Source organism: Allochromatium palmeri (assembly GCF_009720725.1).
In the GTDB taxonomy this organism is placed as follows: Bacteria; Pseudomonadota; Gammaproteobacteria; order Chromatiales; family Chromatiaceae; genus Thermochromatium; species Thermochromatium palmeri.
On record NZ_WNKT01000022.1, the window covers coordinates 1 to 20,539 of the forward strand.

The following is a 20,539-nucleotide window of genomic DNA, read 5'->3' on the forward strand; positions in this document are numbered from 1 at the left end:
AGAGGACTTGTCTACTCCAACTGTATGTGAGCGAACGATTTTTGCCAGCTGGTAAGATACTTTGTCCAAAGTCCAAAGTTTAGCCAACGCATCAGTTATGGTCGCACCCCGCTCATCGTCCCGAGATGACGAAGCGGGTCGACTTGATTATAGTGAGTCGTTGAATAGGCTCGACGGGCGCGCTCAAGCGCCCGGAGCCATCCGAACATCGCGCAACGCCCCCGCTCGGACCATCGACGACCATGACCCCTTCCAACGCTTACGAGCTGCTGCACGAGTTGTCGCGAGTGATCGATGACTCCATCGCGCTGGAGCCCATGCTCCAACATTTTCTAAGCGCGCTGCTTCGCGTGCTCGGTGGCAGCGGTGCCGCCGTGCTGGAGTCTCCAGCGAGCACCCCGCCCGGACAGACACCCACCGTCTGCCTGAACCCCGAGCATCTGCCGCGCGACCCACTCTATGGCGCGTTCTGGGAAGACTGGTCGCCTGCCACGCTGGAAACGGCGCTGGCCGAGCGCCCGCCTGGAGGCCCCGTCATCCTGAGCCGCGAAGCCGGCCAGGTGCTGGCCTTGCGACTCCCTGGATTTGGTCTGTTGATCCTCGTGCGTCCAGAGACGGTTGGCGTGTTGCCGCCTGAGCTGCAACAGGGCTTGGGCCTTGTAGCCACAACCCTGGCCATCGCCGCACGTGGCGCGCGGCGCGCGGCTGAGACTCGATACCGGGCCGAAAACATGCATCTGGCCAAGAGCCGGCGAATCGCCGATATCAGCCGTGAGATCCGCGTTCCGCTCAAGGACATCCTGGAGCTCAGCGAGTTGACACTGCACACGCCAGTCGACCCGCCCCAGCGCGATTACCTGCACCTCATCCGCTCATCGGCCGCCAGCTTGCTTGTTCAGATCGACGACCTGCTCGATTTTACCCACATTGAGACCGGGCAACTGACCATCGAGCAGATTCCCTTCAATCCCTCGGTGTTGATCGCTGATCTCGTCGACACGCTTGCGACCGCCGCCCAACGCCAGGGACGCGAACTCCACTATGAGCCAATCGACGCGCTGCCGACACATAGCCAGGGCGATCCAGGCCGAATCCGTCAGGTGTTGACCACGCTCTGGAATGCCGCGCTCGCCTTCGGCCACAGCGACAGGCTCTGTCTTCGAACACAGTCGCTCGCGACCGAGGATTCGGAGCTGGACGTGGACTGGCTCCAGGTCTCGTTGCTAGTGGATCTCGGGCTTCAGCAGGCCGAGCTCCAGGCCCTGATCGATCCGGACACGACCGCTGGCGAGATCAGCGCGCATCGATTCGGCGACACTGGATTACGTCTGACCACCTGCGCGCGTCTGATCGAGTACATGGGCGGACGGATCTGGCTCGACACCCAGGACGCTGGCGGTCTGCATTTCACGCTTCCGCTCCCCCGACTGAGTGCCAGTGGCACTACACCACAGCCGCAAGCGAACTGGCCGGGTCGACGCGCGCTGCTCGTCGACAACCAGGCTGTCACACGACGCACGCTCGCCTATTGGTTCAGGCACTGGGGATTTGAGGTCCAGGAAGCGAGTACCGGACGTCAGGCACTCGAACTGGCACGCACCTACCAGCAGCGGGGACAGGAATTCGACGTCTATGTCTTCGACTCCACACTGCCTGAATTCGATGGATTCGAGCTGGCAGCACGGCTGAGAGAGTCGGTCACGATCGAGCGGAGGGCGCTCTTGATGCTGGCATCGATTGGTCAGCGCGGCGACGCTCAACGCTGTCGCGCGGTCGGCATCGACGCTTTTCTCACCAAGCCCGCCTCGCCACGCGAGCTGCGCGAGTTGCTCACGCGCCTGCTCGCGCCTGGGGACTCGCCCCAGGAACACGCGCTGCTGACACGACACAGGCTGATCGAGGACCGTCAGCGCTTACGCATCCTGCTCGTCGAGAGCGGTCTACTGCACCAAAAGCTGGCCAGTACGCTTCTCCAGGAGTGGGGGCACGAGACGCTGATCGTCAATAGCGGTGGACTCGCCGTGGAGCAATTTAGATCCGAGACCTACGATCTGGTCTTCCTGGATCTTTATTTGCCGGACGTCGATGGGATCGAGGTCGCGCGTGCCATGCGCCGACTGGAAGAACCAGGCGCCTACCGCACACCCATCATCGGCATGAGCACCCTGGGCCTGGACAGCGAGCGCGCGCGTTGCCTGGAGTCCGGACTCGACGAATACATCACCAAGCCACTCAATCCAGTGGTGCTGGAGGCCTTGATCCAGCGGCTCGTGAAGCGCGGCGACGAATCGCCGCTGTGACTGACTCCACGAACGTTCGCTAGAGCCTGAACTGAGCGACCCGCTCCTGAAGCATGCTGGCCAGGCGCGCGAGTTCTTCGCTGGCACTGGCGATATGTGCCGAACCTGTGGCGGTTTGATCGACCGTGGCCGAAATCGTGTGGATGTTGCGATTGATCTCCTCGGCGACCGCGGTCTGTTCCTCGGCGGCGCTGGCGATCTGGCGGTTCATGTCAGTGATGCTGGTAATGGCGGCGCTGATGGCCTGGAGCGATTCGCCCGCCCGCTGAGCCTGAGCCACGCTCTCGCGCGCCATCTCCTGCCCCTTGGCCATCACCGCGACCGCGCCCGCCGAACCGTTTTGCACCCGCTCGATCTTTTCCTGGATGTCCTGGATCGAGGACTGCGTCCGGCTGGCCAGGGTGCGCACCTCAGCGGCCACCACGGCGAAGCCGCGTCCCTGCTCGCCGGCGCGTGCGGCCTCAATCGCCGCGTTGAGCGCCAGCAGGTTGGTCTGCTCGGCCACGCCCCGGATCACATCCAGCACGGCGCCGATCTCGGTGCTGTCCTCGGAGAGCCGCGTGATCACCTGCCCGGCTGATTCGACCTCCTGGGCCAGTAGATCGATCGCCGAGATCGTCTGCGCGACCACCTGACCACCGGCCTCGGTCTCGCGGTCGGTCTCCTGAGCCGCATGCGCGGCGGAAGCCGCATGACGCGCGACCTCCTCGACGGTGGCGGTCATCTCGTTCATGGCGGTCGCAACCTGATCAGTCTCGGACTGCTCGACGCGTACCTGCTGACTCGTCTCTTCACTGGTGGCCGAGAGCTCGACCGCCGCCGCCGACACCTGCGAGCTGGCGCTCGACACATCGCGCAGGACACGTCGCATATTCTCAACCATGCGCGACATGGCCGCCATCAGGCTGGTCTGGTCTCCAGAACGCAGATGGATGTGCGTCGTCAGATCGCCCTCAGCGAGCTTGTTGACAACGGCGACGACCTGCGCGGGCTCACCACCCAACTGTTTCAGTGTCCCGCGAGTGATGAAAACGCCGAGGATCAAGGCCAGCGCCAGGCCCAGGGCCATGGAGATGCCATAGAGCATGACCATGAAGTTGCTTTCATGCTCGGCTTTGGCCAGCGTATTGGCAGAAGACGTGTTTTTGAGCGCGACCAGGGATTCGATCAGCACGGCCACCCGGTCTGAGACTAGAAAGATCTCGTCGACCTGCTGCGCAAACTGCGCCAGCACGGCTGAATAGCTCTCCTGACTGGGCGCATTGAGCATCGCGCGTGTCAAGCGATCGAGCTCAGTGTAATACTCGCGCCAGCTCGCGTAGTCGCTCTTGAGTACCGAGAAGATCGCCTGCTCGTCGACGGACTGAGGGAGCTGTTCAAATTGAGCGAGCGCGTCCTCAATGACGTTCCATGAGGCAACACGCTGGCGCATGATCTGCTCGATCAGCTCGCGGGTGCGAGCACTCCAGGTCGTCAGCCCCTTGAGCTCGTACGTTTGACTGCGAATCTGGACACGTTCGTAATTGAGCCGATTGAGCTGCACGATCGCCGGCAGGCTTTCCTGGCTCATGGAGATGAGATGGTCGCGCATACTCAGCTCACCCCGAATCCCAAGGAGACCGAGGATCAACACAATCGCCGCCATCGCCAGAAAACTGGCGGCCAGCTTCACGCTCAATCGAATGTTCTTCAACATGCTGCTTGCTGTCCCGATGCTTATTGTCTAGGAGATGGCCCGAACGCCAAGCGCCCCGGAAAAACGCGGGTTCAGCGACGGGGCAGCCACTGTAACGGCGCTGATTTCGTGTCGTCGAGGCGCGCGGGTCGATGATAGACCCAAACTGTCGAGCACTGAAACCGGCACGGCCGCTCAGCCAGCGGAACAGTTTAAACGAAGTCGCTGTCGAGAAGTGTCGATCCGGTCACTCTGCGCGTAATGTTTCGGCGGCTGACGCGCGCCTGGATGAAGCACTACGGCTCGTCGCTTGGCAGGTCCGCACTGGACGATCGTGCGCTGATTTGGCGACATACAGCGCCTCATCGGCCTGACGATAGAGCTGCTCGAAGTCCATGCCTGAACGGTAGGCTGCCGCGCCAATGCTGGCGCTGATCCCGATGTGATGATCGGACTCCGTCTCGACGAACTGTTGCGACAGGGCATGCTGGATGCGTTCGGCGCATTCCAGGGCATTGGTGAGATCACTATCGGGCAAGAGTACGACGAACTCGTCGCCGCCCAAACGCACGCAGAGATCGGCTGTGCGCGTCACGGCCAGGAGCGTTTCGGCAACCTTGCACAACACGCGGTCGCCGACTGGATGGCCATAGGTGTCGTTGACCGCCTTGAAGCGATCCAGATCCAGCACCAGCATCGAGATCGGATGCCGATGACGCAGACTATCGGCCAGCCACTGTTCGCCCTGAACCGACAGGGCGCGACGGTTACCGAGTCCCGTCAGTGGATCGCGCTCCAACTGACGGTTGACCTGCCAGAAGCGCAAGGCGTTCTGAATGGCGGGCGTGGCCAGGGCCAGCAATCCTTCGATGCGACGCTGATCCTCCTCACTGAAGCGGCGCCCACGCTTGATCCTGAACACGCCGAGATTCTGGGCGTTGAGCGTGAGGCTATATTCGACGCGGTGCGGATCACTCTTGCCGCCCGAAAAACAGGGTTCTCCGGTCGGACACTGGTACTCCCATCCGCTGTGGGCCACCAGGTCGTATAGGAAATCATTGAGCGCGTTCAATACCTCATCCAATTCGAGCGACGCCGTGACAGCTTGCAGAAAGCGGATGGTATCGATCGGCTCGGAAGGTTGCCGATGGCTCGGACCCGCCGTGGAAACGAGCGTCAGAGGGGGCGTATCGGGCTGATTATTGGGTTGCACATGACATCCCCGGAAAAATGGTGCATGTTCCGGTTGATGCAAGGTACGAGCCAATTGATAGGAGCCATGGATTGGGACGAAACGGTGTGCCAGATGACTATGTAGCGACGAATCACTGACACTTGCCGGCCCGGAATGACATGAACTCGGCGCCTCGATAGACATTTAGGATCTCCCCGACCAAACCAGCGTCAGTTAAAACAGCGTATCCGCGCCGCGCTGGACAGGAGTCCGTGCGCGGCAGGCCAGCGTATTCAACGCCTGACTCAACGTAATTTGGCGCAGTCGGCGATCGCCGCTCTGGTTCAGTATGCTCACCGACCAGTGGCAGGTCTTGGGATCGGAGACGAGTTCCAGCAGCAACCGGTCGTTCTGCCAGTGCGCGGAGATCGATTCGACCACCGCGCCGGTTCTCTGCGTGGATTTCAGTCCGCTCTCTAATCTGTTGTTCACCGATGACTCCAGGCAAGGCGCCGATTGTTGGTCATCGGGTCGAGCTGCCGTGGTACCGACACTCGCCCCGCTTCATGGCGAGTGTAACGGCGAGGGTCGGTATTCCTTGAGGCTGAGCGTTCAGGCGAGGTTCAGGTCTTGAACAACCAGGGCAGCACATCCTCGAAGCGTGAGGCGAAATGAACGTCCAGCCCCTTGCGAACGTGTGCGGGGACTTCCTCGAAGTCGCCCTGATTGTCGGCGGGCAGGATGATTTCTTTGATTCCGGCACGGCGCGCCGCAATGAGCTTTTCGCGGATGCCGCCGACCGGGAATACTTCGCCGGTGAGGGTGATCTCGCCGGTCATGGCGATGCGGCGTACTGGCTGCTGGCGCGCCAGCGACAGCAGCGCCGAGGCCAGGGTGATGCCCGCCGAAGGGCCATCCTTGGGCGTGGCGCCGGCCGGAACATGGACATGGATGAAGGATTTTTCGAAGAACTCGGGATCGACGCCGAAATCCTGAGCATGGCTGACCACATAGCCATAGGCGATCTCAGCCGACTCCTTCATGACATCACCGAGCTGGCCGGTGAGCTTGAAGCCGCGCGTGAAGCTGTGGGTGTGCGCGGCCTCGATCGACAGCGTCGCCCCGCCCATGGCGGTCCAGGCCAACCCTGTGACCACGCCCGGCCCCGAGAGCTTGCGTTCGTCGCGGAACACCGGACTGCCGAGATAGCCCTTGAGATCTGGCGCACGCACCTGGATCGGCGTCTCCTCACCTTCGAGCATCCGTACCGCTACCTTGCGCACGATCTTGCCGAGCTGCTTTTCGAGCCGCCGTACCCCGGCATCACGCGCATAGCCCTCGATCAGCGCGCGCAGGGTCGAACTGTCGAGCTTGACCACCTTTTTGCCCAGTCCGGCGCGCTCGATCTGGCGCGGCAGCAGATATTTCTTGGCGATCTGGAGCTTTTCCTCGGCGATATAGCCCGAGAGCTTGATGACCTCCATGCGGTCGAGCAGCGGCCCCGGAATGGTATCGAGCTGATTGGCGGTGCAGACGAACAGTGCCTTGGACAGATCGAAGCGCAGATCCAGGTAATGATCGAGGAAGTCGGTGTTTTGCTCCGGGTCGAGCACTTCCAGCAGCGCCGAGGCTGGATCGCCGTGGTAGGAGGCGCCGATCTTATCGATCTCGTCGAGCAGGATCACCGGGTTGGAGGTCTCGACCTCCTTCATGGCTTGCAGGAACTTGCCCGGCATGGCGCCGATATAGGTGCGCCGATGGCCCTTGATCTCGGCCTCATCGCGGATGCCGCCGACTGAGAATCGGTAGAAGCGCCGCCCGAGCGCATCGGCGATGGAGTGTCCGATCGAGGTCTTGCCCACGCCGGGCGGACCAACTAGCAGAATGATCGAACCTGAGATCTCGCCCTTGTGGATGCCAACGGCCAGGAATTCCAGGATGCGGTCCTTGACGTCTTCCAGTCCATAGTGGTCGCGGTCGAGGATACGCCGCGCGCGCTTGAGATTCAGGATGTCGTCCGAGTGCTTGCCCCAGGGCAGGAGCGTGATCCAGTCCAGATAGTTACGGGTCACGGCATACTCGGGCGAACCGGTCTCCAGCATGCCGAGCTTGTCGAGTTCCTCGTCGACACGCTTCTGGGCCTGCTCGGTCAGGGTGAGGCTTTCGAGCCGCTCGCGGAACTTGTCGATCTCGGCGGTGCGGTCGTCCTTGGCGATGCCCAGTTCCTTCTGAATCGCCTTGAGCTGCTCGCGCAGAAAGAACTCGCGCTGCTGCTTGTGCATCTTCTCCTCGACCGTGCGCCGGATCTTCTGCTGGGCGCGGGCGAGTTCGAGTTCGTTGTTGAGCAGGACCAGTACCTTTTCCATGCGCTGCAACAGCGGCAGGATCTCCAGTACCTCCTGGAGCTGATCCTTGGTCGAGGTCGTCAGACTGGCCGCGAAATCGGCCAGATGCGAGGGATCCTCGGGGCCAAAGCGGTCGAGGAACATGCGCAGTTCTTCGACATAGAGCGGATTGAGCGGCAGCAACTCCTTAATGGTGTTGATGACGGCCATCGCGTACGCCTTGACCTCAGCGTTGGGCGGACCGTCCGGCTCAGGCAGATAGGTCACGCGGGCACGGAAAGGCGTCTCGGGATTGACCCAGCCCTCGATGCTGAAACGCTGTAGACACTCGACCAGCACTTGCAGATGACCATCCTGCTGATGGATGCGATGCACGCGGCAGGCGGTGCCAATCTTTCTGAAGTTAGCCGTGGTCGCCTCCTCCGAGGTCTCGCTGTCGACCAGAACCACACCGAGGATCTTGTGATCGGTCTTAGCCACGGCTTTCATGGTCGGCGCCCAGGGTTCGGCCGACATCATCAGCGGCACCGCCTGACCGGGGAAGAAGGGACGCGAGGCGACGGGGAGCAGATGGATCTCGCCGGGCAGCACGTCGTTGGCGCGCGCCAGTTGAATCGGGGTCGATTCCTCGCCCAGTTCCTGATCCTGCTCCAGATCTAGATCCAGATCGGCGCTCGACTCCAGGGTCTCGTCGTGCTCCGCGTTCGTCACCTGATCCTCATCATCCGACATGCTGTTGGCCTCACTCGAAATACCACACACAGGGCTGGTCAATTTCAGGTTTTCGCCGCCGATTTGCAAGCGGCGGTAAGATAGTTGATCTATTTCTCACCGATGCCGATGGAGATTTCGCACCATGAAGTTTAGCTATCCGGGACTGTCCGACCATGAGGCCGCGCGCGCGCGCGCGCAGTATGGATCCAACGCCGTTGCCAGCCAGGAGACCGAGACCTTCTGGGACAAGCTGGTCGGCAATCTCAAGGATCCGATTATTATCATCCTGATCGTGGCGCTTGCGATCACGGTGCTCCTGACCGTTCTGGGCTATGCCGAGTGGTACGAGAGCGTCGGCATCGGCTTCGCGGTCGTCATCGCGACCTTCGTGGCGACCTGGTCAGAGTACAGCAACGAACAGTCCTTCCAGCGGTTGCTGGAAGAAGCCTCACTGATCCAAGTCAAGGTATTCCGCAACGGCCGCCTGACCGAAATCCCGATCAACGATCTGGTGGTCGGCGACCATGTCCTGCTGCAACCGGGCGATACCGTCCCCACCGATGGGCTGCTGATCGGCGGTCATGCCGAGGTCGATGAGGCGGCCCTGACCGGTGAGTCCGAGCCGATCAAGAAAAGCGCCCTGCCCGCCGGCACGGCCGATGACGCGGCGTCCGAGGACCAGCGTCTGTCGCGTGCCGGGCTGCTGGTCGATGGCGAGTGCGTGATGCGCGCCACCGCCGTGGGCGACCAGACCCGCTACGGTCAAACCATGAAGGAACTGCTCTCGGCCGAGGATCGGCTCTCGCCGCTTCAGCACAAGCTCACCGTGCTGGGTGGTCATATTTCGACCTTCGGCTATGTCGGCGCGTCACTCATCTTTGTCGCCTTCATGTTCAACACCGTCTTTCTGCAGGGCGGCGGTCTGGAAACCTATTGGACCCATGATGGCGGACTCATCGCCAAGGACGTGGTCACAGCCCTGATCCTGGCGATCATCGTCATCGTCGTGGCCGTCCCCGAGGGGCTGCCGATGATGATCGCCATGGTGCTGGCCATCAACATGAAGAAGCTGCTGCGCGAAAAGGTGCTGGTGCGCAAACTGCTCGGCATCGAGACCGCCGGCAGTCTCAATCTACTGTTCACCGACAAGACCGGCACCCTGACCCAGGGCAAGCTGTCGGTGAGCGCCTTCCTGACCGGAACCGGCGAGCGTTTCGAATCGCTGGAGGCGATTCCCCAGGCACTGCGCGATCAGGCCGGGTTTGCACTGCGCAACAACACCAGCGCCGTGATCGATGCCAGTGACCCCAGTGATCCCAAGCTGGTCGGCGCCGACCGCACCGAGCAGGCCCTGCTGCGCTTCGTCACGCCCTATCTGGCGACGAATGGCTCCGATGTCGTGGACATGATCCCGTTCAGCAGCAGCCGCAAGTTCTCGGCCACCCAGGTCGGGGGCGAACGGGCGCTGACCCTGGTCAAGGGCGCACCGGAAGTCATTCTGAAGAACTGCGTGCGCTGGCTCGATGGCAACGGCAACGCCCATGAGTTGAGCGACCCGGCCGCGCTCCAGACCGCGATGAGCGAACTCTCAGCGCGTGCGATGCGGCTGCTAGGGGTCGCGATCACTGACAGCCCGATCGACTCCGAGACCAATGCCCTGCCCGAGTCGCTGACCCTGATCGGCGTGTTCGGCATGCGCGACGAGCTGCGCACGACCTCCTATCACTCGGTCAAGACCGCCAAGCAGGCCGGCATCCATGTCGTCATGATCACGGGTGACGCCAAGGAGACAGCCCAGGCGATCGCCAAGGATGTGGGTCTGCTGGAGGACGACCCGCAGGCCATCGTCATGACCTCGGCTGAACTCGCTGAGAAGTCGGACGACGCGGTCAAGGCGATCCTGCCGCATCTCTATGTGGTCGCGCGCGCCTTCCCCACCGACAAGAGCCGGTTGGTCAAGCTGGCCAAGGAGCTGAATCTGGTGGTCGGCATGACCGGCGACGGCGTCAACGACGCGCCAGCGGTCAAGAATGCGGACGTGGGCTTTGCAATGGGCAGCGGCACCGAGATGACCAAGGAGTCGGGTGACATCGTTATCCTCGACGATAACTTCTCGTCGCTGACCAAGGCGGTGCTCTACGGGCGCACGCTGTTCAAGTCAATCCGCAAGTTCCTGATCTTCCAGTTGACGGTGAACGTCTCGGCGATCCTGGTGGTGTTCCTGGGGCAGTTCTTCGGCTTCGACCTGCCGCTGACCATGACCCAGTTGCTGTGGCTCAACATCATCATGGACACTCTGGCCGGTCTGGCCTTCGCCGGCGAGGCGGCGCTCGGGCGCTACATGCACGAGCCACCGCTACGGCGCGACGAGCCGCTCATCAACAATGATATGTGGTCATCAATCCTGATCAATGGCGGATTGATCGCCGCCATCAGCATCCTGTTCCTGACCAGCGATCTCACCCATAGCTGGTTCGATGGCGGCTATGCAGCCGGCACCCCTGAGGCCGACGCCAAGTTCCTGACGGCGTTCTTTGCCTTCTTCGTCTTCGTGCAGGTGTTCAACACCTTCAACGCCCGCACCCAGGGGCTGAACCTGTTCGAGCATCTGCTCGACAACCGGCTGTTCTCGATCATCATTCCGTCGATCATGGCGATCCAGGTGTTTTTCATCACCTTCGGTGGCGAGATCCTGCGCACTGTGGGGCTGTCGCTGCATGAATGGCTGCTGGTGCTGGCGCTGGCGATCCTCATCGTTCCGGCGGATCTGACCCGCAAGAGCGTCCGCAACCGGTTGTTCGGGAATCCGGTTGCTGTGAGCTGAGCATGCACTGAAATCGTAGGGTACGCCATGCGGCGTGCCCTGCAGACAGGATGACGGCTTTGGAAGCCATAAGCACCTCAACATCCGTCAACGAGAACGCCACCATGACCGCCCGTAAACTGCCCATCGGCCTTCAGACCTTCAGCGAAATCATCGAACAGGGCTATGCCTATGTCGACAAGACCGCGCATGCCTGGGCGATGGCCAGTCAGGGCAAGTCGTACTTTCTGTCGCGTCCGCGCCGTTTCGGCAAGAGTCTGTTTCTCGACACGCTCAAGGAACTGTTCGAGGGGAGTGAGGCGCTGTTTCGTGGGCTGTATATCCATGAGCGCTGGGACTGGAGCCGGCGTCATCCGGTGATTCGGTTCGATTTCTCCGCCGGCGTGCTGCGCAACCGTGAGGAACTCGATCAGCGTATCGACTGGCTGCTGCGTGACAATGCGCGGCGTCTGGGGCTGATCGAGGCGGAGCGGGACACGGACATTCCCGGGCGCTTCGCTGGACTCATCCAGGGGGCACGGGCGGCTACCGGCCAATCGGTCGTCATCCTGGTCGATGAATACGACAAGCCCATCCTCGACAACATCACTGATCCGACCGGCGCAGCGGCCGAAATCCGCGAGGGACTCAAAAATCTCTACTCAGTGATGAAGGGCCATGATGCCGACATCCGCTTCGTTTTCATGACCGGGGTGACCAAGTTCAGCAAGGTCAGTCTGTTCTCGGGCCTGAACCAGCTCGAAGACCTCACCCTGGATGAGCGCTTCGCCACCCTGTGTGGCTATACCCAGTCCGATCTTGAAACCACTTTCGGCGAGCATTTGCGCGGAGTCGACTGGGCGCGGCTCAAGCAGTGGTACAACGGCTATGGCTTTTTGGGCGAGCCGGTCTACAACCCCTTCGATATCCTGCTCTTTATCGCTAAGGGGCAGCGATTCCGCCCCTACTGGTTCGAGACCGGCAATCCGAGCTTTCTCATCGAGCTGCTGCGGGCGCGGCAGACCTTTCTGCCGAGTCTGGAAGGGATCGAGGCCAGCGAGGAGATCCTCGATTCATTCGACATCGAGCGCGTCGATCCGGTGACGCTGCTGTTTCAGACCGGCTATCTGACCATCGACAGCACGCGCTGGCGCCGCTCGCGCTTGCTCTATCGGCTGCGTCTGCCCAATCAAGAAGTGAAGATGGCGTTGGCCGATCACCTGATCGACGCCTATCTCGGCACGCTCGCCAGTGGGCGTGATGCGCGTCAGGATGCACTCTACGACTGTCTGCGTCAGGGCGATGTCGACGGACTGATCGAGGCGATCCGGCGGCTGTTCGCCGGTATTCCCTGGCGCAACTTCACCGGCAACGATCTGCCGGAGAGCGAAGGCTACTACGCCAGCGTGCTCTATGCCTTCTTCGTTAGTCTCAACGCTGAGATCATCCCCGAGGACATTTCCAATCATGGACAGGTCGATCTCACCGTCAAGCTCGAAGGCTATGTCTATGTCATCGAGATCAAGCTCCAGCGTGGTTCGCGTCCAGCCCGCTTGAGTTCAGGCGGCACCGTCCATTCCGATGCCGAGACCCAGGCCAAACCGAAAGGTCGTCAGTCCAGGAAAACCGACGACGCGACGCCGACCGGGGAACCCGCCAATCCGGCCCTGGCTCAGATCCGGGCGCGCGACTACAGCGCCAAGTATCGCGGTCTGTCCAACAAGGGACTGTTCGAACTGGGACTCGTCTTCGACAGTCAGGCGCGCAATCTCGCGCAGGCCGACTGGCGGGCTGATCATCACAACGCGTCCTGAATCGCAGACATAGCGACGCTGTTCCTGTGCCCAGGTTGTCACTCCGTCAACGAGAACGCCACCATGACCGCCCGCAAACTGCCCATCGGCCTCCAGACCTTCAGTGAGATCATCGAACAGGGCTATGCCTATGTCGACAAGACCGCGCATGCCTGGGCGATGGCCAGTCAGGGCAAGTCGTACTTTCTGTCGCGCCCACGCCGTTTCGGCAAGAGTCTGTTTCTCGACACACTCAAGGAACTGTTCGAGGGGAGTGAGGCGCTGTTTCGTGGGCTGTATATCCACGAGCGCTGGGACTGGAGCCGGCGTCATCCGGTGATTCGGTTCGATTTCTCCGCCGGCGTGCTGCGCAACCGTGAGGAACTGGACGAATCGATCCGCGAGCAGTTGGCGTTTAATCAAGAGCGACTCGGGATTCGCTGCAACGCGCACAGCATCCCCGGGATATTCGGCGAATTGATCCGGCGCGCTTGCAGATCCAGTGGTCAGGGTGTTGTCATCCTGGTCGATGAATACGACAAGCCCATCCTCGACAACATCACTGATCCGGCCGGCGCGGCAGCCGAAATCCGCGAGGGCCTCAAAAACCTCTACTCAGTGATGAAGGGTCATGACGCCGATATCCGCTTCGTTTTCATGACCGGGGTGACCAAGTTCAGCAAGGTCAGCCTGTTCTCGGGAGTCAACCAACTGCGCGATCTCACTCTGTCGGCACGCTTCGCCACGGTCTGCGGCTATACCCAGTCCGACCTGGAAACCACCTTCGGCGAGCATTTACGCGGAGTCGACTGGGCACGGCTCAAGCAGTGGTACAACGGCTATGGCTTTTTGGGCGAGCCGGTCTACAACCCCTTCGATATCCTGCTGTTCATCAGCGAAGGGCAGCGATTCCGCCCCTACTGGTTCGAGACCGGTAATCCAAGCTTTCTCATTGACCTGTTGCGGGCGCGGCGGACCTTTCTGCCGAGTCTGGAAGGGATCGAGGCCAGCGAGGAGATCCTCGATTCATTCGACATCGAGCGCGTCGATCCAGTGACGCTGCTATTTCAAACCGGCTATCTGACCATCGACAGTACGCGCGACAGTTTCGGCCAGTGGCTGTTTGCGCTGCGCGTGCCAAACCAGGAAGTGCGTCAGGCGCTGGCCAACCATCTGGCCGATGCCTACACCGCGCGCCTGCCCAGCGAGCGGCTGCCCTGGCAGCAGGCGCTCTACGACTGTCTGCGTCAGGGCGATGTCGACGGACTGATCGAGACGATCCGGCGGCTGTTCGCCGGTATTCCCTGGCGCAACTTCACCGGCAACGATCTGCCGGAGAGCGAAGGCTACTACGCCAGCGTGCTCTATGCCTTCTTCGTCAGTCTCAACGCCGAGATCATCCCCGAGGACATTTCCAACCACGGACAGGTCGATCTCACCGTCAAGCTCGAAGGCTATGTCTATGTCATCGAGATCAAGCTCCAGCGCGGTTCGCGTCCAGCCCGCTTGAGTTCAGACGGCACCCTCCATTCCGATGCCGAGACCCAGGCCAAACCGAAAGGTCGTCAGTCCAGGAAAACCGACGACGCGACGCCGACCGAGGAATCCGCCAACCCGGCCCTGGCTCAGATCCGTGCCCGCGACTACAGCGTCAAGTATCGCGGTCTGTCCAACAAGGGGCTGTTCGAACTGGGACTCGTCTTCGACAGTCAGGCGCGCAATCTCGCGCACGCTGACTGGCGGGCGGTGTAATCCCGGTTCACCGGATCACTCCCAGCGAAACATCCAGGTCGCCAGAGTCAGAAAAGCGACCGCCAGCACCAGCAGTACGCTGATCTCCGGCAAGACCTCAACCACCCCTGCCCCATCGATCATAACCGCGCGCGCCGCCGCAACCAGATGCGTCAGCGGCAACGCCTGTGCCGCCCACTGCGCCAGCGTATTGGTGCCTTCCATTGAGAACCACACCCCCGACAGCAGCAGCATCGGCCAGGACATCAGATTGAGCAGTCCATCGGCCAGTTCCTCGGTGCGCAGACGCGCGGCGATGATCAGGCCCAGACTGATCAGACACAGCGACCCGGCGACATAGACCAGCGCCAGCGCCAGATAGGAGCCGCGCATCGGCACGTCCAGCAGCCAGGCGGCACCCAGATAGACGATCAGACTCGCCACCAGCACCACCAGCAGCCGCGAGAGCACCTGCGCGGTCAGGAACTCCCAGGGACTCAGCGGCGTGGCCTTGAGCCGTCGCAGCACGCCGTTCTTGCGATAGCGCACGATCACCCAGCCCACGCCCCACAGGCTGGAGAACATGATGTTCATCGCCAGCACGCCCGGCAGCACCCAGTCGACATAGCGCAGAGCCGCGCCGCTCAGGGTCTGACGCTCTGGTCCTGTATCCGTGTTAGCGCCCGACTCGCTCCCGGATGACCCAGCCGCCAGCAACAACCGCTCGGCCAGATAGCCCTTGGCCGAGTCGCCATTGACCCAGTAGCGCGACGCCGCGCCCGGATCGAGCAGCAGATCCAGTTGATGCCGCTCGACCTTGACGATGGCCGCCGCCAGATCCGTCACGGGTACGGGGACGAAGGTCACATGCTCCAGGTCGAGCACCGGCGACTCGACGCCGCTCAGCGTCCCGCTCGACGTCAGCACGCCGATCTTGAGCAGATCGGACTCCTCGTCCTGGAAGATGAAGGCAAAGGCCAGCACCATCAGCATCGGCATCAGGAGGTTCCAGCCCAGACCGGCGCGATCACGGTAGAACTCCCGGTTGCGTGCGACCAGGATGGCGCGGATGCGTGTCCACATGAGTCAAGTCCTGAGTGTGTGTCCGGTGAGCTTGAGAAAGAGGTCTTCCAGATTGGGCGTGGCCACGCGCAGGGCGCTCAGATCGGCGCCGATGCGCTCCAAGGCTTCGAGCCGGGGCGTGACCTCTTCGGCCGGCAGCTCGATCTCGCCATTGCGCACCAGCGCCTCGGGCGGCAACGGCACGCCGGCCGGCCAGGCCGAGTCCGGCAGCCGGATCAAACGCGCCGGGAACTGGTCGCGAATCAGCGCCTCCGGGCGTCCTTCGACCAGGATCCGCCCCTGATCGACGATCGCGACCCGGTCGCACAGCCGCTCGGCCTCTTCCATGTAGTGGGTCGTGATCAGCACTGTGGTGCCGCGCCGACGCACCTGCTCGATCAGGCCCCAGAAATTGCGCCGCGACTGCGGATCGAGTCCGGTGGTCGGCTCGTCGAGGAACACCAGTTCGGGATCGTTGACCAGGGCGATGGCCAGCAGCAGCCGCTGGCGCTGACCGCCGGAGAGCTTGCGGGTGTCACGGTCGAGGATGTCGCCCAGATGACAGAGCCGGATGAGTTCATCGCGATCGGCGTGGCGTCGATAGAGACTGGCGAACATGGCCAGCGACTCAGCGACGGTCTGGAAGTCCTGGAGCGCCGTGGCCTGGAACTGGATGCCGATCGACTCGCGATCATCGCGTCCCAGCGGCCGACCCTTGAACAGCACCTGACCCGAGGTCGGGGTCTGGATGCCTTCGAGCATTTCGAGCGTGGTCGTCTTGCCCGCCCCGTTCGGCCCCAGCAGCCCGAAGCACTCGCCGGGCGCGACCTGGATGCTGAGGCCATCGACGGCGCGCACGCCGGGATAGAGACGGACCAGGTTCCGGGCTTCGATCAGGGCGGTCATATATCGGGTTCCTTGGTTTGCGGCTCGCGGTTCGACTCCGCCTGACAACGTCGGTTCCAAAGTCGGTTCGCTATCATCGGGGCGTCGTCAGCGGTCCAGCCGCTCGGCCAGACGCACGCCCATCTGAGCCGGCGAGCGGACGGTCAACACCCCGGCCGCCTCCAGCGCCGCATACTTGCCCTCAGCCGTGCCCGCGCCGCCGGTGACGATGGCGCCCGCATGCCCCATACGCTTACCTGCCGGCGCCGTGACCCCGGCGATATAGGCCACCACCGGCTTGCTGATCTCAGCGCGGATGACCTCGGCGGCCGCCTCCTCGGCCTCGCCGCCGATCTCGCCAACCAGGATCAGGCCCTCGGTCTGGGGATCGCGCTCGAACAGACGCAAACAGTCGATGAAGTCCAGCCCATGGATCGGATCGCCGCCGATGCCGACACAGGTGCTCTGACCGAGACCGGCCTGGGTGGTCTGATAAACCGCCTCATAGGTCAGGGTGCCCGAGCGCGAGACGATGCCGACCCGTCCCGGCTGATGGATATGGCCCGGCATGATGCCGATCTTGCACGCGCCCGGCGTGATGACACCCGGACAGTTGGGGCCGATCAGCACCGCGTCCGTCCCGGCGAGCGCGGCCTTGACCCGCAGCATGTCGAGCACCGGGATGCCCTCGGTGATGCAGACGATGACCCGAATACCGGCATCGGCCGCTTCCAGGATGGCATCGGCGGCGAAGCGCGCCGGCACATAGATCATGCTGGCATCCGCACCGGTCGTGCGCACCGCCTCGCTGACAGTGTCGAACACCGGCCGGTCGAGATGATACTGACCGCCCTTCCCTGGGGTCACACCGCCGACCAGATTGGTACCATAGGCGAGCGCCTGCTCGCTGTGGAACGTCCCCTGCTTGCCGGTGAAGCCCTGACAGATGACACGGGTATTGGCGTCGACCAGGATGCTCATGCGCGGCCCCCCCCTTCCACGGTGTTCGATGATGAGCCGCTACCACGCCGTGCGGCCGCGACCGCCAGCGTCGCCGCCGCGTCAAGTTCGCTGACCGTCTCCAGCGCCAGACCGCTGTCGGCGAGCATCCGCAGACCCTGGGGCGCATTGGTGCCTTCGAGCCGCACCACGATCGGCACCGACACCCCGACCTCGTGCACGGCCTGAATGATGCCCTCGGCGATCAGGTCACAGCGCACGATGCCGCCGAAGATGTTGACCAGGATCGAGGCGACCTTGGGGTCGGAGAGAATGAGTTTGAACGCCTCAGCCACCCGCGCCGCCGTTGCCCCGCCGCCGACATCGAGGAAGTTGGCTGGCTGCCCGCCCTGGAGCTTGATCAGGTCCATGGTCGCCATCGCCAGCCCGGCCCCATTGACCATGCAGCCGATATTGCCGTCGAGACTGATGTAGTGGAGATCGTGCGCCCGCGCTGCCGCCTCGCGCGCATCTTCCTGGCTCGGGTCGCGCAGCGCCGTGAGTGCCGGATGACCCAGGAGCGCGTTGTCGTCGAGCGTGATCTTGGCATCGAGCGCCAGCAGTTCGCCGCTGTCGGTCACGACCAGCGGGTTGATCTCGATCAGGCTCGCATCACTGTCGATGAAGAGCCGATAGAGTCCATCCAGGAGCGTGCCGAGCGCCTTGATCTGGGCGTCGTCCAGACCCAGCCCGAAGCCGAGCCGACGCGCCTGATACGGCTGAACGCCGACCACCGGATGCACAGCAACGCGCAGAATCTGCTCGGGCGTTTGCGCCGCCACCGTCTCGATGTCCATGCCGCCAGCCGCCGAGGCGACGAACAGCAACCGCTCGCTGGCGCGATCGACCAGCAGACTCAGATAGAGCTCGCGCGCGATAGCGGTCGGACGCTCGATCAGGACCGCGTTCACCGGCAGTCCATCCGGACCGCTCTGCTCAGTGACGAGTCGCGAACCGAGCAGACGGCGCGTTTCGGTCTCGACCCGCTCGGGGCTGTCGACCAGCACCACGCCACCGGCTTTGCCGCGACCGCCGCTGTGGACCTGAGCCTTGACCGCCCAGCGTTCGCCGCCAAGTCGGGCACAGGCGTCGCGTGTGGCTTCGGGCTGCTCGGCAAGGATTCCATCCGGGACCGCGAGTCCGCGCTCCCGCAATAACTGCTTGGCTTGAAATTCGTGTAAGTTCATCGACTGGACCAGAATAAGGCGTGCGATCCCATGCGGTGACGGTGATCGGCGAAACGGCTTGAACGGCGCATAATACCCGAATGCCCGCTGAGTCTGACGGGTCGCGTCTTCGATCGAATGCGGTCTCTCTCAATGAATGCCGAACCCGGAACAGAAACCATCTATCCGAGCTGGGGTGCACTGCGCTGGCTCTTTCTCTTCCGGCTGCTGATGGTGGTTGGTCTGGTGCTGGCGTTCTCACCGGCCGCCACCGACCCGGCACTCGCGCGCTCCAACACCCAGCTCGCCTGGAACGTCCTGGTCGTCTATGCGCTGCTGGTGCTGATCAGCGGCGCGGGGCTTTCGCTCCGCTGGCCGCCGCGGATCAATCAGGTCCAGCTCGCCATCTTCGTCGACATCCTCGCCTACACCGCGCTCATGCACACCGCCGGTGGCGTCACCAGCGGGCTGGGCATTCTGCTCGCCGTGGCGGTGGCCGCCGGCGCGCTCATGCTGGAGGGGCGACTCTCGCTGCTGTTCGCGGCCCTGGCCTCGCTGGCCGTCATCAGCGAGCAGATCTACAGCACCATGCTCGGCGGCAGCCGGGCGATTTCCTTCACCCAGGCCGGTTTGCTGGGTCTGCTTTTCTTCACGGTCGCCTTGCTGGCCCATGTGCTCTATCGCCGGGTGCGCTCGGCCGAAGCGCTCGCCGCGCGGCGTCAGGTCGATATCGATGATCTCTCCCAGCTCAACGAATTCATCATCCAGAGCATCGGTACCGGCATCCTGGTTGCCGATGGCGCACAGCGACTGCGACGGATCAATGCCGCCGCCCTGAATCTGCTCGGTGCTCGGCACGTCAAGCCCGGTATCACGCTCCAGAATCTCTCGGCTGAACTGGGTCGCTGGCTCGCCAGTCAGATCCGCACGACCGCGCCGCGCGAGGGCCGTCTGGCCATTGCCAACCGCGAGGTTTGGGTCTCACTCAAGCGACTCGGACAGGATTGTGCCAATGGCGTGGTGATCTATCTGCGCGACGGCCAGGAGGCCGAACGCGAGGCTCAGCAGATCAAGCTCGCCTCGCTCGGCACCCTGACCGCCAGTATCGCGCACAACATCCGCAATCCGCTGAGTGCCATCAGCCATGCCGGTCAGCTACTCTCGGAAGGCCCGACCTTGTCGGACGAGGACCGGCATCTGCTCGACATCGTCCAGCGCAACAGCGCGCGTATCGAGGAGACGGTGCGCAGCGTACTCCAGCTCTCGCGCGGCAGTCAGATCGAGCCGCGTCCGATCGAACTGGCCGCCTGGACGCTGGCCTTCGCCGAGGATTTTCGCGAACAGCATGGACTCGACGAGACCGGGTTGCACGTACTGATCGAAGCGCCGCCGCTCGACATCGAAACCGACCCCCGTCATCTCCATCAGATCCTGGCCAATCTCTGCGAGAACGCGCTCGTACACGGCGGCCGGCCCGACGAGGCCGCGCACATTCAACTGCGCCTGGGTCGACGCGCTGCACCGGACGGGATCTATCTGGAGGTCCAGGACGCCGGTCCGGGGATCGATCCGACGACCGTGCGCGACATCTTCAACCCCTTCTTCACCACCAAAAGCCAGGGCACCGGACTCGGACTCTACATCGCCCGCGAGCTGGCCGAGTCCAACGGTATCCGTCTAACCTATGCCGCCGCCCGGCCGCATGGCAGCCGCTTCATCCTGACCTTCGGTTAGGCCGGTCAGCCGTCACAGGTTCGTGGTGGACGCTCGAATCAAGGCGTTTTAGAGTGCATGCAGAATCGACATCGCCCGAGAGACCGGTCAACTACCCCGCCCTGAAGGGCGGAGCTTGTGAGAGCAAGCTGGGTTGACCAGCCTCAGCCCGCCTGACC

Annotated in this window: 13 protein-coding genes; 5 read left to right on the plus strand and 8 right to left on the minus strand. The window is 62.8% G+C overall.

Annotated features, from left to right (window positions below):
• The first annotated feature begins 242 nt into the window (after window positions 1-242).
• Window positions 243-2,300: a response regulator gene (locus tag GJ668_RS11105; protein WP_155450221.1), complete on the plus strand. Its 2,058-nt coding sequence runs from the start codon at window positions 243-245 to the stop codon at window positions 2,298-2,300.
• A gap of 19 nt (window positions 2,301-2,319) precedes the next feature.
• On the opposite strand, the gene GJ668_RS11110 is transcribed toward GJ668_RS11105, so the two are convergent.
• From GJ668_RS11110 to lon, 4 genes are all read right to left on the minus strand, one after another.
• On the minus strand, window positions 2,320-3,996 hold the full coding sequence (locus GJ668_RS11110; protein ID WP_155450222.1) for a methyl-accepting chemotaxis protein: 1,677 nt from the start codon (window positions 3,994-3,996) through the stop codon (window positions 2,320-2,322).
• A 226-nt stretch (window positions 3,997-4,222) separates the two neighbouring features.
• Window positions 4,223-5,188 carry a diguanylate cyclase gene (locus tag GJ668_RS11115; protein WP_186343044.1) on the minus strand — a complete coding sequence of 322 codons (966 nt, stop codon included), beginning with the start codon at window positions 5,186-5,188 and terminating at the stop codon, window positions 4,223-4,225.
• Between the two features lie 195 nt (window positions 5,189-5,383).
• Window positions 5,384-5,641 carry a hypothetical protein gene (locus GJ668_RS11120; protein WP_155450224.1) on the minus strand — a complete coding sequence of 86 codons (258 nt, stop codon included), beginning with the start codon at window positions 5,639-5,641 and terminating at the stop codon, window positions 5,384-5,386.
• 131 nt (window positions 5,642-5,772) lie between these two features.
• Window positions 5,773-8,226: an endopeptidase La gene (gene lon, locus GJ668_RS11125; protein WP_155450225.1), complete on the minus strand. Its 2,454-nt coding sequence runs from the start codon at window positions 8,224-8,226 to the stop codon at window positions 5,773-5,775.
• A gap of 124 nt (window positions 8,227-8,350) precedes the next feature.
• On the opposite strand from lon, the gene GJ668_RS11130 reads away from it, so the two are divergent.
• The 3 genes from GJ668_RS11130 (at window position 8,351) to GJ668_RS11140 (ending at window position 14,556) form a co-directional block, all read left to right on the plus strand.
• Window positions 8,351-11,032 carry a calcium-translocating P-type ATPase, PMCA-type gene (locus GJ668_RS11130; RefSeq protein ID WP_155450226.1) on the plus strand — a complete coding sequence of 894 codons (2,682 nt, stop codon included), beginning with the start codon at window positions 8,351-8,353 and terminating at the stop codon, window positions 11,030-11,032.
• Between the two features lie 104 nt (window positions 11,033-11,136).
• Complete coding sequence (locus GJ668_RS11135) at window positions 11,137-12,825, plus strand: ATP-binding protein (RefSeq protein WP_155450227.1); 1,689 nt, start codon at window positions 11,137-11,139, stop codon at window positions 12,823-12,825.
• A gap of 63 nt (window positions 12,826-12,888) precedes the next feature.
• The gene (locus tag GJ668_RS11140) at window positions 12,889-14,556 is read left to right on the plus strand and encodes an ATP-binding protein (protein ID WP_155450228.1); all 1,668 of its coding nucleotides are present in this window, start codon (window positions 12,889-12,891) and stop codon (window positions 14,554-14,556) included.
• A 15-nt stretch (window positions 14,557-14,571) separates the two neighbouring features.
• Here the strand turns inward: GJ668_RS11140 and GJ668_RS11145 are convergent, their stop codons facing one another.
• The 4 genes from GJ668_RS11145 to sucC form a co-directional block, all read right to left on the minus strand.
• Window positions 14,572-15,618 (minus strand): ABC transporter permease, encoded by a 1,047-nt coding sequence (locus GJ668_RS11145; protein ID WP_155450229.1) that lies wholly within the window; start codon window positions 15,616-15,618, stop codon window positions 14,572-14,574.
• Between the two features lie 3 nt (window positions 15,619-15,621).
• Window positions 15,622-16,503: an ABC transporter ATP-binding protein gene (locus tag GJ668_RS11150; protein ID WP_155450230.1), complete on the minus strand. Its 882-nt coding sequence runs from the start codon at window positions 16,501-16,503 to the stop codon at window positions 15,622-15,624.
• Between the two features lie 87 nt (window positions 16,504-16,590).
• The gene (gene sucD / locus GJ668_RS11155; protein WP_155450231.1) at window positions 16,591-17,463 is read right to left on the minus strand and encodes a succinate--CoA ligase subunit alpha; all 873 of its coding nucleotides are present in this window, start codon (window positions 17,461-17,463) and stop codon (window positions 16,591-16,593) included.
• Window positions 17,460-18,668, minus strand: a complete 1,209-nt coding sequence (gene sucC, locus GJ668_RS11160; protein ID WP_155450232.1) for an ADP-forming succinate--CoA ligase subunit beta — start codon at window positions 18,666-18,668, stop codon at window positions 17,460-17,462. Before sucC ends, sucD begins: the two co-directional genes overlap by 4 nt.
• Before the next feature lie 132 nt (window positions 18,669-18,800).
• Here sucC and GJ668_RS11165 point away from each other — a divergent pair, with 132 nt between their 5' ends.
• Window positions 18,801-20,381: a sensor histidine kinase gene (locus GJ668_RS11165; RefSeq protein ID WP_155450233.1), complete on the plus strand. Its 1,581-nt coding sequence runs from the start codon at window positions 18,801-18,803 to the stop codon at window positions 20,379-20,381.
• Window positions 20,382-20,539 lie beyond the last annotated feature (158 nt).

What these genes read in the sequence shown, in the direction of transcription:
- GJ668_RS11135 (WP_155450227.1), top strand. Translation starts at nt 11,137, where the DNA reads ATGACCGCCCGTAAACTGCCCATCGGCCTTCAGACCTTCAGCGAAATC.
- GJ668_RS11105 (WP_155450221.1), top strand. Translation starts at nt 243, where the DNA reads ATGACCCCTTCCAACGCTTACGAGCTGCTGCACGAGTTGTCGCGAGTG.
- lon (WP_155450225.1), bottom strand. Translation starts at nt 8,226, where the DNA reads ATGTCGGATGATGAGGATCAGGTGACGAACGCGGAGCACGACGAGACC.
- GJ668_RS11165 (WP_155450233.1), top strand. Translation starts at nt 18,801, where the DNA reads ATGAATGCCGAACCCGGAACAGAAACCATCTATCCGAGCTGGGGTGCA.
- sucD (WP_155450231.1), bottom strand. Translation starts at nt 17,463, where the DNA reads ATGAGCATCCTGGTCGACGCCAATACCCGTGTCATCTGTCAGGGCTTC.
- GJ668_RS11140 (WP_155450228.1), top strand. Translation starts at nt 12,889, where the DNA reads ATGACCGCCCGCAAACTGCCCATCGGCCTCCAGACCTTCAGTGAGATC.
- GJ668_RS11145 (WP_155450229.1), bottom strand. Translation starts at nt 15,618, where the DNA reads ATGTGGACACGCATCCGCGCCATCCTGGTCGCACGCAACCGGGAGTTC.
- sucC (WP_155450232.1), bottom strand. Translation starts at nt 18,668, where the DNA reads ATGAACTTACACGAATTTCAAGCCAAGCAGTTATTGCGGGAGCGCGGA.
- GJ668_RS11150 (WP_155450230.1), bottom strand. Translation starts at nt 16,503, where the DNA reads ATGACCGCCCTGATCGAAGCCCGGAACCTGGTCCGTCTCTATCCCGGC.
- GJ668_RS11110 (WP_155450222.1), bottom strand. Translation starts at nt 3,996, where the DNA reads ATGTTGAAGAACATTCGATTGAGCGTGAAGCTGGCCGCCAGTTTTCTG.
- GJ668_RS11130 (WP_155450226.1), top strand. Translation starts at nt 8,351, where the DNA reads ATGAAGTTTAGCTATCCGGGACTGTCCGACCATGAGGCCGCGCGCGCG.